Source organism: Neorhizobium sp. R1-B, assembly GCF_004368875.1.
GTDB lineage: Bacteria > Pseudomonadota > Alphaproteobacteria > Rhizobiales > Rhizobiaceae > Neorhizobium > Neorhizobium huautlense.
Genome location: NZ_SOEM01000001.1, coordinates 168,926 through 183,388, shown reverse-complemented (window position 1 = coordinate 183,388; position 14,463 = coordinate 168,926). Strand labels below are relative to the sequence as shown.

The following is a 14,463-nucleotide window of genomic DNA, read 5'->3' as shown; positions in this document are numbered from 1 at the left end:
CCTTACAATCCGAGCCTGTCCCTCAACCCGTACCACCATGCACCAAAAACGGTCAGCGGCACCCGAAAAGTCTTGCCACCGGGGAATGGCAGGTTCGGCAACGAAGCCCAGACATCGAAGCGTTCGGCATGCCCCGCGACGGCCTCACCGAGAATCTTTCCGAGCAGATGCGTGGTCGTCACGCCATGGCCGCTGTCACCATGGGAAAAGTAGACCTTGTCGGAAAGCCGGCCCATATGCGGAATGCGCGTTAACGTCAGCGCGAAATTGCCGCTCCATGCATAATCGATGTGGACGTCTTTCAACTGTGGGAATGTCTTCAGCATGTTCGGGCGGATTATTCCCGTCAGATCCTTCGGATCGTGTCCGCCATAGCCGATCCCGCCGCCATAGAGCAACCGGTTGTCGGAGGTACGGCGATAATAGTCGAGGATATAATTGGCATCCTCGACGCAATAATTGGACGGCAGCAGGCTCTCGATGAGCGCCTGATCGAGGGGCTCCGTCGTCATGACCTGGCTGGAGACCGGCATCATCCGGCCGTGAATTTCAGGCAGCAGTGGCGCAAGATAAGCATTACCGCAGACGAGGACGTAGGACGCCTTTACGGAGCCTTTGGCCGTACGGACCGCGGGCCTTTCGCCAAGCTCCAGGCCGACGACACGCGAACCTTCGAAGATGCGCCCTCCGAGGTTTTCCACGGCGGCAGCCTCTCCGAGTACGAGATTGAGCGGATGTATATGGCCTCCAAGCATGTCGATCATGCCGCCGGCATAGCGGTCCGTCTTCACGTATTTCCCTATATCCCGTTTGGCGACCATCTCCAGCCCGGTGTGCCCGTGCCTTTCCCAATGGTTCTTCTGAGCCTCCATCTCGCGGATCTGTTTATCCGTAAAGGCGGCAAAAAAACCGCCATGGACGAGATCGCAATCGATCGCATATCTGGCGACGCGCGCCCGGATGATCTCGCCTCCTTCGAGCGACATCTTTCCAAGTTCTACGGCTTTCTCCCGGCCATATCGCCCGGCAATCGTTTCAAGATCGCGGCTGTAGCCATTGACGATCTGGCCGCCATTTCGTCCGGATGCTCCGAAGCCGATGCGCTCGGCTTCCAGCACGACGACAGAGTAGCCGCGTTCGGCAAGCTCCAGTGCCGCAGAAATACCCGTGAAGCCCGCGCCGATCACGCAAACATCCGCCGAGGTTTCGCCATCGAGGGCAGGGCGGACCTTTTTATCCTTGGCGGACGCGGCGTACCAGGAATTAACGTGGCGTGGGTTGTCGCTTGCTCTTAAAACCATCTCACACCGTCCGGATGTAGGCATCGTATTCGACGTCGGTCACCCGCGTGGCAAACTCCGCAAGTTCCTGCTGTTTGCAGGCCGTGTAGAGCGCGCGGTATTTCGGCCCGAGCGTCGCATAGGCAAATGTAGACCGGGCGAATTGTTGCAGCGCATAGTCCCAGTTGGTTGGAAGCGGCTCATGGCTGACGGCGTGGTCGTCACCGGTGATTGCTCCGCCCGGGTTACGCTTCTCCTTGATGCCCGAGAGCGCTGCGTTAAGGATCATCGCCAGGACCAGATATGGATTGCTGTCGGCGCCTGCGACGCGGTGTTCGATGCGGGTGGCGGGCTTCGAGGCGGTGATGACACGCACCGCCGCCGAGCGGTTGTCGAAACCCCATGAGGCATAGGTAGGAGCATGTTCGCTCGGCCGAAGGCGGCGATAGGAATTGGCATGCGGCGCAAAGACCCCCATGCTCTCGCCCATATTCTCAAGAAGCCCGCCGACGGAGTGGAAAAGCATTTCCGAGGGCCCGTCTTCGCCGGCATACACATTGCGTCCGGCTTCGTCGACCAGCGAAAAGTGCACATGCATGCCGCTGCCGGCCTGGCTGCCATAGGGTTTGGCCATGAAGGTCGCGTCAAGGTCGTTGGCGCGTGCGACACCCTTCACGATACGCTTCAGGAGTACGGCATAGTCGGCGGCCTTCAGGGCGTCCGGCACGTGGTTGAGATTGATCTCGTACTGACCCGGCCCGTTTTCGCGCAGCGTGGTGTCGGCGGGAATACCCTGTGCGCGCGCCGCGCTGGCGATCCCGTGAAAGACATCTTCGAAATCCTGCAGTTCGGAGATCGACAGCACCTGTGTCTGGCCCGTGTGCCATCGCCCCTCGCGCGAATTCGGTGGGCGGACGGGGTCGAGCGCCGAGCGCACCGGGTCGATCAGGTAGAATTCAAGCTCCGTCGCCACGACCGGCGTCAGGCCAAGCTTTGAAAATCCTGCGACGACATTGGCAAGCACCTGGCGCGGATCGGCATAAAATCCGGCGCCATCGGTGTCTCGCATACCAAGCAATACCTGCGCAGTCGGACGATTAAGCCAGGTGACCCGGGACAGCGTTCCGGGAATGGGGAGGCAGATGCCATCCGGATCGCCGGTGCCTTCCGCAAGGCCTGCGGCGTTGACGTCGCGGCCCCAGACGTCGAGGGCATAGACAGAGCGTGGCATGGCCATGCCCTTGGCAAGCACGTCCAATGCGCGCTCCCTCGGGATCCACTTTCCCCGCGGCACGCCGTTTACATCGATGACGAAGGCTTCAAGAACCTCGATATCGGGATTGCCCTCGAAGAAGATCTGCGCGGAACTGATATCATCCATGGAACACCAGATAGCCCAGTCTCTCCATTTGAGCTAGGCGTTGAAGCGTTCGGGGCCGTAGGCGGAGATATCGATGAGCGTCTTCTGCCCGGTAATGGCTTCGGCGATCACTTGGCCCGTTACCGGTCCAAGCGTCAGGCCATGATGCGCGTGCCCGAAGGCGAACCAAAGGCCATCATGGCGCGGCGCCTTGCCGATCACCGGCATCATGTCCGGCGTGCACGGACGTGCGCCCATCCACGGCTCCTTGTCGAGCCGCTCGCTGAGGGGGAAGATCGTCCGGGCGACGGCTTCCGCCCGCTCCAATTGCACCGGAGTCTTCGGTGCGTCCCGGCGGGCAAATTCCGCGCCGGTGGTCAGCCGGATGCCCTGGTTCATAGGGGCGAGGAAATAACCGCGCTCAGCGTCCATGGTCCAGCCGTTGAGCTTCGCGTTCCCCGTCGTCCCATAATGCATATGGTAGCCGCGCTTGACGCCGACCAGGAAATTGTAGCCGAGCGGTTTTGTTACCGTATCCGACCAGGGCCCCAGGGCAACAACCACGTCCTTGGCCTCTACGATCCCGTCACCGGCGACCACCTGCCAGCCCGTCCTGGTCTGCGACAGGCTCTTTGCATCGCCTTTCAAAACACGGCCGCCCAGCTTTTCGAAGAGAGCGATATAGGCGCGTGTAAGGGCCAATGGATCCCTGACCGACCACGGATCCTCCCATTTCAGGCCGCCGACGAAATCATTGGAGAGATGTGGTTCCTGAGCGGCGAGGTCGGCAGGCGTCAATCTCTTGAAAGAGACGCCGTATTCGCCGGCCAGGCGTTCGGCTTCCCTGAACTCTGCGTCCTGTTTGGCATTGCTGCGGAAAACCTCGGTCCAGCCGTCTTTGGCAATCAGGGCCTCGGCGCCGGCTTCCTCGATCAGTTCGTTGTGGGTCGAGATCGAATGTTCGATCAGCGGCGCATAGGCGCGCGCAATGAGCTGATGACGGGTCAAGTTGGAATGCCACCAGTATTTCGCCAGGAATGAGGTGACCGAAGGAATTGCCCGCCAGTGATAATGAGCGTCGATGCGATTATTTAGTGCATAGCGCAGGATCAGGCCGAATTGCTGCGGAAAGCCGTAAGGCACCACGCCTTCGCGCTGGATCAGACCGGCATTGCCATAGGAGGTTTCCATGCCCGGTTCTTTCCGGTCGACGAGTACTACCGATTTGCCCCGCCGGGCCAGTTGCAGCGCTGTCGAAACGCCGATGATGCCGGCTCCGAGCACGATCGCATCCGCTGTCATGGTCTGATTTCCATTCCCATTTCTTTATAGTTCGAAGTTTCGAACATGCCGCCCAGGATGCTGCGGCGCAAATGAAAAATGAAGCTGTGCGCAGGGATTTTTGTCGCGGCATGCAGTGAAGTGAGAGGAGCCTGGTCAAATAAATTTCAAGCAATGTCACATCGGCAAATCCTGTCTCGTCATGGTGCTGTAACCAACAGAAGGAAACGAACCATGAGTGCCAAACTTGATCCTTTCACTGCCGCTCCCTCGCTGATGAAGAAGTGGATGGGCCTTTCTGTCGACGTTGACTCGAGCCTTGAGTGGAACGTCATCGAACTCGTGAAGATCCGCGCATCGCAGATCAACGGCTGCGCCAACTGCATAAACATGCACACGGCGGAAGCGCGGGCTAAGGGCGAAACCGAGCAGCGCATCTATCTGTTGTCCGCCTGGCGCGAAGCTCCTTGCTATTCCGATCGCGAACGCGCCGCGCTAGGTTGGACCGAAGCCTTGACCCGATTGTCGGAAGGCCACACGCATGAAAGCGCGCGAGAAGCCCTCAAGGCCCAGTTCACGGAGGAGGAACAGGTGAAGCTTACACTGATGATCAATGTCATCAACGGCTGGAATCGTCTCGCCGTCGGCTTCGGCCTCTGGGCCGGTCCGGCAGCCGCGAAGACTGCCCAGGCGGCGGCATGATGACCGGCTTCCACCAGGAAGACGCAGCGGCGAGTTTCGATCCGCTGCGTCCGAAGCTCCTGCGCGTCGCCTATCGCATGCTCGGATCGGTAACCGACGCAGAAGATATGGTGCAGGAGGCCTTTATCCGCTGGATGAAGGCCGACCGCAAAACGGTGCTGGAGCCGGAAGCGTTCCTCCGCCGCACGGTGACGCGGCTCTGCCTCGATCAATTGAAGTCGGCGCGGCGCCAGCGCGAAACCTATGTCGGTCCCTGGCTTCCCGACCCCGTGGTGGAAGAGGAAGAACAGGAGGACGTCACCTTGCCGCTGATGCTTGCACTGGAACGCTTGTCGCCCCTCGAGCGGGCGGCTTTCCTGCTGCACGACGTCTTTGGACTGGGATTTGAGGAAGTCGCCACGACCATCGAACGCGACTCAGCCGCCTGCCGTCAGCTCGCTGCCCGGGCGCGCACCCACGTTCGCGAGGCGAGAACCCGCTTTCAGGTGGACAAGCAGCGCGGCGTAGAGCTCGCTGAAGCCTTCTACGCGGCATCGCGCAGCGGCGATATGAAGGCGCTTGGTGCGATGCTGGCGGCCGATGTCAGTATCCATGCGGATGGCGGCGGAAAACGTCCTGCGGCCATGGAGCCGATCTTCGGCTTCGAAGCCGTCATGAAAGTGCACGTCTATCTTGCAGGCGAATTTCAGAAAAACGGCTCGCAGTTCGTCCGTGCCGGTTTCGTCAACGGATTGCCTGGTTTCGTCACACTCGAAGCGGATGGCGAACTTCAGACGACTGCACTCGACATCGAAGACGGAAAAATCACGGCCATCTATGTGGTGCGGAACCCCGACAAGCTGAGGCATCTGCATTAGCGATCCCAGGCGGCGGGCGGCTTCGGCTGCCTTGGTATGGCGCGACGCTAAAGTTCGATCAGCCGCTGAGCGGTGAACTTGTCCGTCACAAGCATGTCGATGACGCCGGTTCGGAGCGCTCCGGCGATGGCTACCGTTTTCTTCATGCCGCCCGCGAGCGCGATCACTCGTTCAACTTTCGCAAGCTCCTCAAGCGGAAGCCCGATCACCCGCTCGTCGAGCGGCGTTTTGACCGCCTTTCCTTCCTTGTCGAAGAACCGGAGCGATATGTCCCCCACCGCTCCTGCATCAGCCAAGTCGGCAAGCTCCCGGGACGAGAAGATGTTGCCGGAGCGAGCCAGCAATTCGGAGGGTTCGACCGCTCCGATGCCGACGATTGCGAGTGAAATGCTGCTGAAAAGGTCGATTGTTTCCCGGACGAATGGATCTGCCATCATCAGAAGTTTCGCTTCCCTCGATGACGTCACCCCTTGTACCGGAAGCAGTTTCGGTTCCGCGCCGGTGAGGCGTGCCAGGCGCGTCGTGAGCTGAGTGGCATGCGTCTGCACGGAGGGATCGCCCATGCCGCCCAGTGTCTGAACGACATATTTGGCCTGTGCACTTTTCTGGGGATGGATGTTCTCGACCATCTTGAAAATGGTCTGGCTCCAGCTCGAGACGCCGATAATCTCGCCGGGCGCAAGCGTCACTTCGAGAAGATGGGCGGCCGCTTCGCCGATCCGTGCCATGATCGCTCCGTCGCGATCTTCCGAGCATTCCACGACGACCGCTTCAGGGACACCGAACCGCTTCCGAAGCGCCTTCTCAAGGTCCGCATAGGTTCCGACGGGGGGGATGACGCTCGTGCGCACGATATCCTCCGCCTCGGCCCGCTTCAGCATGCGGGAAACGGTTGCCTGCGACAGGCGAAGATGCTGCGCGATATCCGCCTGCCGACGTCCCTCGATGTGATACATCTGAGCAACTCGTGAGATCAGGCGAAGTTCGTTTAAGCGACTCATGGCCGTTCCCGGTGTGAATTATTATTCACCTTTAACGATTGCGGGGTTCCACGTCGAGCGGGCCACGGCATCACCCCATGTCTTTCTCCGCTCTGCACTATCGTTGGCTTCGGGACTGACGAGTTGCGATTGCCTCGGAAGGCGGCTGATAGTTTCGAGGGCGGGCCACATTCCCATCGACAGTCCCGCAAGATAAGCTGCTCCAAGAGCAGAGGCTTCGGGCGCTTTGCACTGCATCACGGGCCGCATGAGCACGTCGGCGACGCATTGCATCAGGAACCTGTTCTGGCTGGGGCCGCCGTCCGCATAAAGCGCGCCGATGCCGCCCCCGCTCTGGTTCTGCATGGCGGAAAAAACGTCATAGACCTGGAATGCGATCGAGTCGGTGACAGCCCTCGCCATCTGCGCACGCGTCGTGTTGAAGTTGATCTGCGAGAAGAGCGCGCGCGCCTCGGAGTTCCAGTATGGCGCGCCGAGCCCGACGAAGGCGGGTACGAAACCAGGCCCGTCCGGTTCAGCTGTCGCGGCAAGATCGATCAGGGCCGCGACATCGGGCAGTCCGAGGATCTCGGTCATCCAGGGCAGGCTTGCCGCCGACACGAGAATGTTTCCCTCGAAGGCGAATGTGGGTTTTCCAGAAATACGCCAGGCAATCGTGGTTGTGATGCCGCTCTTCGGCGCAATGAAGCCGGGCAGTGTCGTCATCACAGACGAACCTGTCCCGAACGTCACCTTGCCGTCGCCCGGGTTGAAGGCCCCATGTCCGAAAAGGGCGGCATGACTATCGCCGATCGCCGATCTGATAGGCGTGCCATCGGGGACACCCGGCAGGCCAAGCGTTGTTCCAAAATCGGCTGCGCTGTCGAGCACCTCCGGCAAAACCGATATGTCGACGTCGAAGATCGCGCATAATTCTTCGCTCCACGCCTGCTTTTGGAGGTCGAACAGCTGACTTCTTGCCGCGTTCGATGCGTCGCAGGCATGTCGTTGCCCGCCGGTCAGGCAGTGGACGAGCCAACTGTCCATGGTGCCGACCCGGAGGTGGCGGCCCGCCGGAGCCCGATCGAGGAGCCAACGAAATTTCGGTCCGGGAAACATCGGATCGAGAGGCAGTCCCGTTATCGACTGGACGCGATCCAGGTGTCCTTCATGAATAAGACGTTCGCAATCCTCGGCCGTGCGGCGGCATTGCCAACTGACGACCGGGCCGAGTGGTTCACCCGTTTCGGCATCCCAGATCGTGACGGACTCGCGCTGATTGGAAATTGCGACGGCTTCAACGCCAATATCGGGCGCAGCTTGAAGGCAGGCGGTAACCGCTTCGCAGACCGACTTCCAGACTCTTTGCGGGTCCTGCTCTACCCAGCCGGGTTTCGGATAGGCGATGCCAACTGGTGCCGAACCACGGGAGACAAGTTCTCCCTTGTCCGAAACCAGGACGGCTTTGGAATTGGTCGTGCCCTGGTCGATGGCCAGAATAGCCCGCATTCATGTCCTCCCTTGAAACGGCCGGGCAAATACTTGGCTCCGGCCAACGCCTGCGTCGAGCGCTTATTTCCTCTTGATAACCGCTAGGGCAGCTTCGGCGATGGAGGCGGGTCTCATACCGAATTCATCCAGGAGGAATTCGGCCGAGCCGGTCGGCGCGAAGATCCCCGGAACGCCAAGGCGCTTCATCGGCACAGGCGCGTGTTCCACGATCACTTCGGCCACGGCCGACCCGAGTCCTCCGAAGATGGTATGCTCTTCCGCAGTTATAATCGCCCCGGTCTCGCGAGCAGCGGCAACGATGGCTTCCTCGTCGATCGGCCTGACCGTCGCCATGTTGAGCACCCGCGCGCTGATGCCCTGACTTCCCAGGATTTCTGCGGCCTTCATCATGCGGTGCGTGAGAGTGCCATTGGCGATAAGCGTGACATCCGAACCCTCACGCAGCAGGTTCGCCTTGCCGAGTTCGAACTTGTGATCTGCAGGAAGCAGATCGGGAACGCCGACGCGGGAAAGGCGGAGGAAGCATGGCCCGTCGTAGCCCGCAGCCCATTCGACGGCAGCCGCCGTTTCGATACGGTCGCAGGGGGCGATGACCGGAAGATTCGGCAGCGCGCGCGTCCACGCAAAGTCCTCGATCGAATGGTGGGTCGGGCCAAGTTCGCCATATGCCATCCCGGACGAGATGCCGACCAGCTTCACATTGGCATTCGAGTAGGCGATGTCGGCCTTGATCTGCTCCAGCGCACGCCCTGTCAGAAATGGTGAAGCTCCACAGACGAACGGAAGCCGCCCGCCATTCGCGAGACCCGCGCCGACGCCCACCATGTTCTGTTCGGCGATGCCGACATTGACGAGGCGGTCCGGAAATCTAGATTTGAATCCGCCGAGCTTCGAAGACCCCACCGAGTCGTTGCAGACTGCAACAATGGTCTCGTCATTTGCCGCAAGCTTTTCGAGCGTCGCCGCAAATGCATCTCGGCAATCATGGAGCTTTGTGGCTGTTACTGGCGCGTTCATCAAATTGCCTCCGATAGTTCTGCCACCGCGAGATCGTATTGTTCCTTGCTGGGCACCTTGTGATGCCAGTCGACGCGATCCCGCATGAAGGAAATGCCGTGGCCCTTGTTGGTATGAGCGACGATGCAATGGGGACGGGAGCCGCGATGCTCCAGAGCCGGCACGATTTCGCTCATGGCGTTGCCGTTGATTTCGGTCACGTCCCAGCCAAAAGCTTCAAGCTTGGGGCGGAGCGGGGCCAGGTCATTGGTATCGGCAAGTGCCGCCCCCTGCTGGAACCTGTTGTGGTCGATGACCAGAGTAAGATTGTCCAGACCGAACTGGGCGGCCGCCATGATGGCTTCCCAATTCGAGCCTTCCTGCATCTCGCCATCCCCGGTGACGACATAGGTGTGGTATTTCGCGCCGGACAGCTTGGCGGCCTTGGCCATCCCCACCGCGACGGGGAGCCCGTGACCGAGAGGTCCGGTATTGGTTTCGACGCCCGGCACCTTGTTGTTGTTGGGATGGCCGTTCAGCCGGGAGTGAGGCTGAAGGAACGTGGAGATTTCCTCCTCCGGAATGAAGCCGCGTTTGGCAAGCGCCACGTATAGTGCGCAGGCCGTATGGCCCTTCGAAAGAACAAACCGATCACGTTCCGGATGCCTCGGTTGATCCGGCCATACGCGCAGTACCCGGAAATACAATGCCGTGAGAATGTCGATCACCGACATCTCGCCGCCGATATGGCCCGCGCCGGCTTCGTACACCGCCTGAAGATCGCGCAGCCGTATCTGGCGTGCGACACGTTCGAGTTCTGTGGGCTCCATTGTTTCCTCGATCTGAATATTTATTCATATTAACATATTTTTGCACATGGCGAATTCATGTCAAGTGCAAACTGACTTTTGTGGCATAAGGGTCTCGCTACAAATTTGATTGACACATCTGTAGCAGCTTGCTAATGAATTTTCCAACATAGATGAATAAATATTCTTATGGTGAAATACCCTTCGTATCTAGGGAGGAACGATGGTGGCGATCGACATCACTGAACAAAGCCGCCCCTCTGGCGTCTGGCTTAGGCGCTTGGCTGGAGCTACTGGCCCGCTTCTCGGTCTGCTCGCGCTTTGCGTCTTCCTGAGCTTCTCCACGGACGCGTTTCTTTCGCTTCGCAATGGCTTGAACATCCTGGATCAGATCACCGTGCTTGGCATCATGGCCGTCGGCATGACCTTCGTCATACTGATCGGCGGCATCGACCTTTCGGTCGGTTCGGTGCTCGCGCTGTCGATGATGGTGATGGGTTGGACGGCCAATGTCGCGGGAATGCCTCTTGGGGTGGGTATCGGCTTCGCGTTGATCGCGTCCGCCGTAAGCGGATTGATCGTCGGTCTGCTGGTGACGATCTTCCGGGTCCCCGCGTTCATTGCCACGCTCGCGATGATGTCGGCTGCCCGGGGCGTCGCGAACATGATCACGGATGGTCAGCAGATCGTCGGCTTTCCCGACTGGTTCATGATGCTGGCGATCGACCGGCATTTCGGCATTCTCACAGCGACAGTTTTCCTGATGTTGATCGTGGTGCTGATCGCCTGGTTGTTCCTCAAGTTTCGGGCCGAAGGCCGGATGCTCTATGCCGTAGGCGGAAATCCCGAGGTGGCGCGGCTGGCGGGCATCAATGTTCAGCTCGTGACGATCAGCGTTTATGTCGTCAGCGCGGTGCTGGCGGGTCTTGCGGGCATCGTTCTGGCAGCCCGCCTTGACTCGGTTCAGCCGTCGAGCGGTTTCGGCTACGAACTCGATACGATCGCGGCGGTGGTTATTGGCGGAACATCCCTGTCCGGTGGGGCAGGCGGTATCGGCGGCACCCTCATTGGGGTCCTGATCATCGGCGTCCTGCGCAACGGGCTCAATCTGCTCAACGTCTCGCCATTTCTGCAGCAGGTCATCATCGGCATCGTCATCGTGCTTGCGGTCGGCGCCGAAACCATTCGCCGTCGGCGAACCTGACATCGGCTTCGCGGTAGCGCGGACGTCTCATGAATTCCTCTCCGAACGGTTGGAGCGGATCAGCGGCCCAAGGGTGGAGGAATACTCGAGGGTTCAGTTTAACAACGGAGGAAAATGAAATGAAACTCGCGCGCATTCTCCTGACTTCGGCTGCCATGCTGGGTCTGACGATCGGCTCCGCCCATGCCGCCGAAGTCAAAAAACTCGGCCTTGCCGTGGCCAATTTGCAGGCCAATTTCTTCAATCAGATCAAGCAGGCTGTCGAAGCCGAAGCCAAGAAACGCGGCATCGAGGTCGTGACCGTCGACGCCAAGGGTGACGGCCCCACTCAGGTCAACCAGGTTCAGGATTTGCTGACGCAGAACGTTGATGCGCTGATCTACATTCCAGCAGGCGCTGCGGCGGCAACGGTGCCGGTAAAGCTCGCAAAGAGCGCAGGTATCCCTGTCGTCAACGTCGACCGCAATGCGGAAGGCGCGCCGGGGGATACCTTTCTCGCAACGGATTCTGTGACCTCCGCCAAGGCCGTCTGCGACTATATCCTCAAGGAGGCGGGCGGAAAGGGCAAGATGGTGATCATTCACGGCCAGAAGGGCACGACGCCCGAGGTGGACCGCTCGAAAGGTTGCGCGGAAGCTCTGAAGGCCTATCCGAATGTGAAAGTGGTAGCCGAACAGTATTCCAACATCTGGAGCCAGGACGAAGGATTCCAGATCATGCAGAACATGCTGCAGGCCAATCCGGATGTTTCGATCGTGTTCGCCCAGGCGGATGCACTCGCGCTTGGTGCTGCGCAAGCCATCAAGGTCGCCAATCCTTCCCAGAAGATCGTGGTCGGCGGCTTTGACGGCGATACCGCAGCGCTTGAGGCTCTCAGCAAGGGCGTGTTCAACGTGACGGCGACCCAGCAGACCCAGAAGATGGGTCGTGACGCAGTCGCCAACGCGGTGAAGCTTGTCGCCGGCGAGAAGGTGCCTCCGGTGCAGCTGATGGACGCGACGCTGACGACCAAGGAGAATGTGGCTGGTTTTATCACCAACCATCCGTAACAGGTTTTAAGGCTTGAGGAGGGCGCGTGGTGACCGAGCCAGTTCTTTCACTGAGAGGCATATCGAAGCGTTACGGGCCGCTCCAGGTCCTCAACAACGTGAGCCTGGATGTTTATGCCGGGGAGGTCGTGGCACTTCTTGGCGAAAACGGCGCAGGCAAGTCCACGCTGTCCGGCATCATCGCCGGATCCCGCGCACCGTCTGAAGGAACGATGACCTGGCTGGGGCAACCCTATGCCCCGGCCACTCCGAGAGAGGCAATCGACAAGGGTGTGGTGCTGATCCATCAGGAGCTGCAGCTTCTCCCGGAACTCTCCATTGCGGAAAACGTCTTCATCGGCCGATGGCCGATGAAGAACGGCGTTATCGATCGCGGTGAAATGGTTCGCCGCGCACAGGAACAATTGTCGCGTCTGAACCTACATATCCCCGCCACCCGCAAAGTGGCTGGCCTCTCCACGGCCAATCAGCAGCTCATTGAAATTGCAAAAGCACTGGCGCTCGATGCCAAGCTGCTCATTCTCGACGAGCCGACTGCCGCATTGGGCGGCGCCGAGACGGAAGCTCTTTTCAACCAGGTCAGGAAGCTGCGGTCGGAAGGCGTCGGCATCATCTACATCTCCCATCGTATGGAAGAGATCAAGCAGATCACCGATCGCGTCGTGGTGCTGCGTGATGGCGTGCGTGTTCAGGAATTCGCCGACAGCGCGACCCCGGTGCGCACCATCGTTGAAAGCATGGTGGGGCGTCCCCTTGAACGCATGTTCCCGCCGCTTCCGGAGCCGAGCGGGCGACCGGTCCTGCAGGTCTCGGGGCTAACCTCGCCAGCCCGCTCCTTCCGCGACGTATCCTTCGAGGTGCAGTCGGGAGAAATCCTCGGCATTGCCGGGCTTGTGGGGGCTGGTCGAACCGAACTGGTTCGGGCGATTTCAGGCGCGGACCCGATCAGCGCGGGAACGATCAAGCTCAACGGCGAAGAGCTCAAGCTTCGCAGCCCAGCGGATGCGATCGCCAAAGGCATTGTGATGGTGCCGGAGGACCGGAAGGACCAAGGGATCGTCGTCACCCATCGGATAAGCGAAAACGTCGTCTACCCCAACCTCGACATGTTTGGGCGCCGCTGGATTACATCCGGAATGAAGCGGACATTCGCCGAGCAGGCGATATCCAAATTCGGCGTGAAGGGGCGGGCCGAACAATATGCATCGGATCTCTCCGGCGGCAATCAGCAGAAGGTGGTGATCGCCAAATGGCTGATGCGTGATCCCAAGGTCGTGATCCTCGATGAGCCGACGCGGGGGATCGATGTGGGCGCCCGCGCCGGGATCTACGACATCATCGTGAACCTTGCGAGGAAAGGCGTCGCCGTCATCGTCGTGAGTTCTGATCTCGAAGAGGTGCTCGGCGTATCGAACCGCATTCTCGTGCTCGCGCAAGGCAAACAGGCGGGCATTCTTACCCGTGAAGAGGCGAACGACGTTTCCGTCATGGAACTGGCAACGATCTAGCAGAACATAGAAAGGAAGAGCGGTGGCGGACATCACTCTCAACGCTCCGAAGCTTTTCGATCTCTCCGGTCAAACCGCTATCGTAACAGGAGCGGGCAGCGGCATAGGTCAGCGGATTGCAGTCGGGCTCGCCCAGTGCGGCGCAGACGTCGCGCTTCTCGATCGCCGTACGGACGACGGACTTGCACGCACGGTTGAATATGTCAGGGCGGCCGGTCGAAAATCGATCGAGATTGCGGCGGACGTCACCAGCAAGGCATCACTTGCCGACGCCGTGGCTCGGACCGAAGCCGAGCTCGGTGCTTTGTCCCTTGCAGTCAATGCAGCGGGGATCGCCAATGCCAATCCGGCGGAAGAGATGGAGGAAGAGCAATATCAGACGCTGATGGACATCAATCTGAAGGGCGTCTTCCTCTCCTGCCAGGCCGAGGCGCGCGCCATGCTGAAGCATGGCAGGGGATCGATCGTCAACATTGCCTCGATGTCCGGCGTCATCGTCAATCGCGGCCTCAGCCAATGCCATTACAATGCCTCGAAGGCCGGCGTGATCCATATGTCCAAATCATTGGCTATGGAGTGGGTCGGTCGCGGCATCCGGGTGAACACGATTTCTCCGGGATATACCGCGACCCCGATGAACACGCGCCCCGAAATGGTCCACCAGACAAAGTTGTTTGAGGAGCAGACCCCGATGCAGCGCATGGCGAGTGTCGACGAGATGGTTGGACCTGCCGTTTTTCTGCTCTCGGGCGCGGCAAGTTTTGTGACGGGTGTCGATCTGCTCGTAGACGGTGGTTTCTGCTGCTGGTGATCCCATGAGAAGGTTCCGCAGGCAATTGGAAGGTGATCGGTCCGGCTGCCTCCCTGGCTGAGACCGTGGCGTTGAAGGCGCCAGCGGGCGGTACGGCGTCGATATCGTCGTCCG

At 60.0% G+C, this 14,463-nt stretch carries 13 protein-coding genes; 6 read left to right on the top strand and 7 right to left on the bottom strand.

The annotated features are described in order from the left end of the window. Window positions 1-2 precede the first annotated feature (2 nt). From EDE05_RS00825 to EDE05_RS00815, 3 genes are read right to left on the bottom strand one after another with little or no spacing between them, the layout of a single operon-like run. Window positions 3-1,301, bottom strand: a complete 1,299-nt coding sequence (locus EDE05_RS00825) for an FAD-binding oxidoreductase (protein WP_166675410.1) — start codon at window positions 1,299-1,301, stop codon at window positions 3-5. 1 nt (window position 1,302) lies between these two features. Further along, window positions 1,303-2,661, bottom strand: a complete 1,359-nt coding sequence (locus tag EDE05_RS00820) for a glutamine synthetase family protein (RefSeq protein WP_132408615.1) — start codon at window positions 2,659-2,661, stop codon at window positions 1,303-1,305. 33 nt (window positions 2,662-2,694) lie between these two features. Beyond that, complete coding sequence (locus tag EDE05_RS00815) at window positions 2,695-3,942, bottom strand: FAD-binding oxidoreductase (RefSeq protein WP_134099459.1); 1,248 nt, start codon at window positions 3,940-3,942, stop codon at window positions 2,695-2,697. Window positions 3,943-4,155: 213 nt separating this feature from the next. Between EDE05_RS00815 and EDE05_RS00810 the strand changes: the two genes are divergently transcribed. Together EDE05_RS00810 and EDE05_RS00805 are read left to right on the top strand one after the other, a co-directional pair. Continuing rightward, on the top strand, window positions 4,156-4,623 hold the full coding sequence (locus EDE05_RS00810; RefSeq protein WP_132408619.1) for a carboxymuconolactone decarboxylase family protein: 468 nt from the start codon (window positions 4,156-4,158) through the stop codon (window positions 4,621-4,623). Beyond that, entirely contained in the window at window positions 4,623-5,480 is an 858-nt protein-coding gene (locus EDE05_RS00805; RefSeq protein ID WP_134099876.1) for a sigma-70 family RNA polymerase sigma factor, read from the top strand. Before EDE05_RS00810 ends, EDE05_RS00805 begins: the two co-directional genes overlap by 1 nt. A 47-nt stretch (window positions 5,481-5,527) precedes the next feature. Here the strand turns inward: EDE05_RS00805 and EDE05_RS00800 are convergent, their stop codons facing one another. From EDE05_RS00800 to EDE05_RS00785, 4 genes are all read right to left on the bottom strand, one after another. Continuing rightward, complete coding sequence (locus EDE05_RS00800) at window positions 5,528-6,481, bottom strand: sugar-binding transcriptional regulator (RefSeq protein ID WP_134099456.1); 954 nt, start codon at window positions 6,479-6,481, stop codon at window positions 5,528-5,530. A gap of 21 nt (window positions 6,482-6,502) precedes the next feature. Continuing rightward, a complete protein-coding gene (locus EDE05_RS00795; RefSeq protein ID WP_134099453.1) occupies window positions 6,503-7,969 on the bottom strand; it encodes an FGGY-family carbohydrate kinase in 1,467 nt (488 codons plus the stop codon). Window positions 7,970-8,032: 63 nt separating this feature from the next. Continuing rightward, a complete protein-coding gene (locus tag EDE05_RS00790) occupies window positions 8,033-8,989 on the bottom strand; it encodes a transketolase family protein (protein ID WP_134099450.1) in 957 nt (318 codons plus the stop codon). Next, window positions 8,989-9,798, bottom strand: coding sequence for a transketolase (locus tag EDE05_RS00785; protein WP_134099447.1), 810 nt, complete (start codon window positions 9,796-9,798; stop codon window positions 8,989-8,991). Before EDE05_RS00785 ends, EDE05_RS00790 begins: the two co-directional genes overlap by 1 nt. 202 nt (window positions 9,799-10,000) lie before the next feature. On the opposite strand from EDE05_RS00785, the gene EDE05_RS00780 reads away from it, so the two are divergent. The 4 genes from EDE05_RS00780 (at window position 10,001) to EDE05_RS00765 (ending at window position 14,349) form a co-directional block, all read left to right on the top strand. Further along, complete coding sequence (locus tag EDE05_RS00780; protein WP_105374608.1) at window positions 10,001-10,981, top strand: ABC transporter permease; 981 nt, start codon at window positions 10,001-10,003, stop codon at window positions 10,979-10,981. Window positions 10,982-11,100: 119 nt separating this feature from the next. Next, window positions 11,101-12,030 carry a sugar ABC transporter substrate-binding protein gene (locus EDE05_RS00775; RefSeq protein ID WP_105374607.1) on the top strand — a complete coding sequence of 310 codons (930 nt, stop codon included), beginning with the start codon at window positions 11,101-11,103 and terminating at the stop codon, window positions 12,028-12,030. A 29-nt stretch (window positions 12,031-12,059) separates the two neighbouring features. Then, a complete protein-coding gene (locus EDE05_RS00770; protein WP_105374641.1) occupies window positions 12,060-13,538 on the top strand; it encodes a sugar ABC transporter ATP-binding protein in 1,479 nt (492 codons plus the stop codon). A 22-nt stretch (window positions 13,539-13,560) separates the two neighbouring features. Beyond that, on the top strand, window positions 13,561-14,349 hold the full coding sequence (locus EDE05_RS00765) for an SDR family oxidoreductase (protein WP_105374606.1): 789 nt from the start codon (window positions 13,561-13,563) through the stop codon (window positions 14,347-14,349). The last annotated feature ends 114 nt before the right edge of the window (window positions 14,350-14,463 follow it).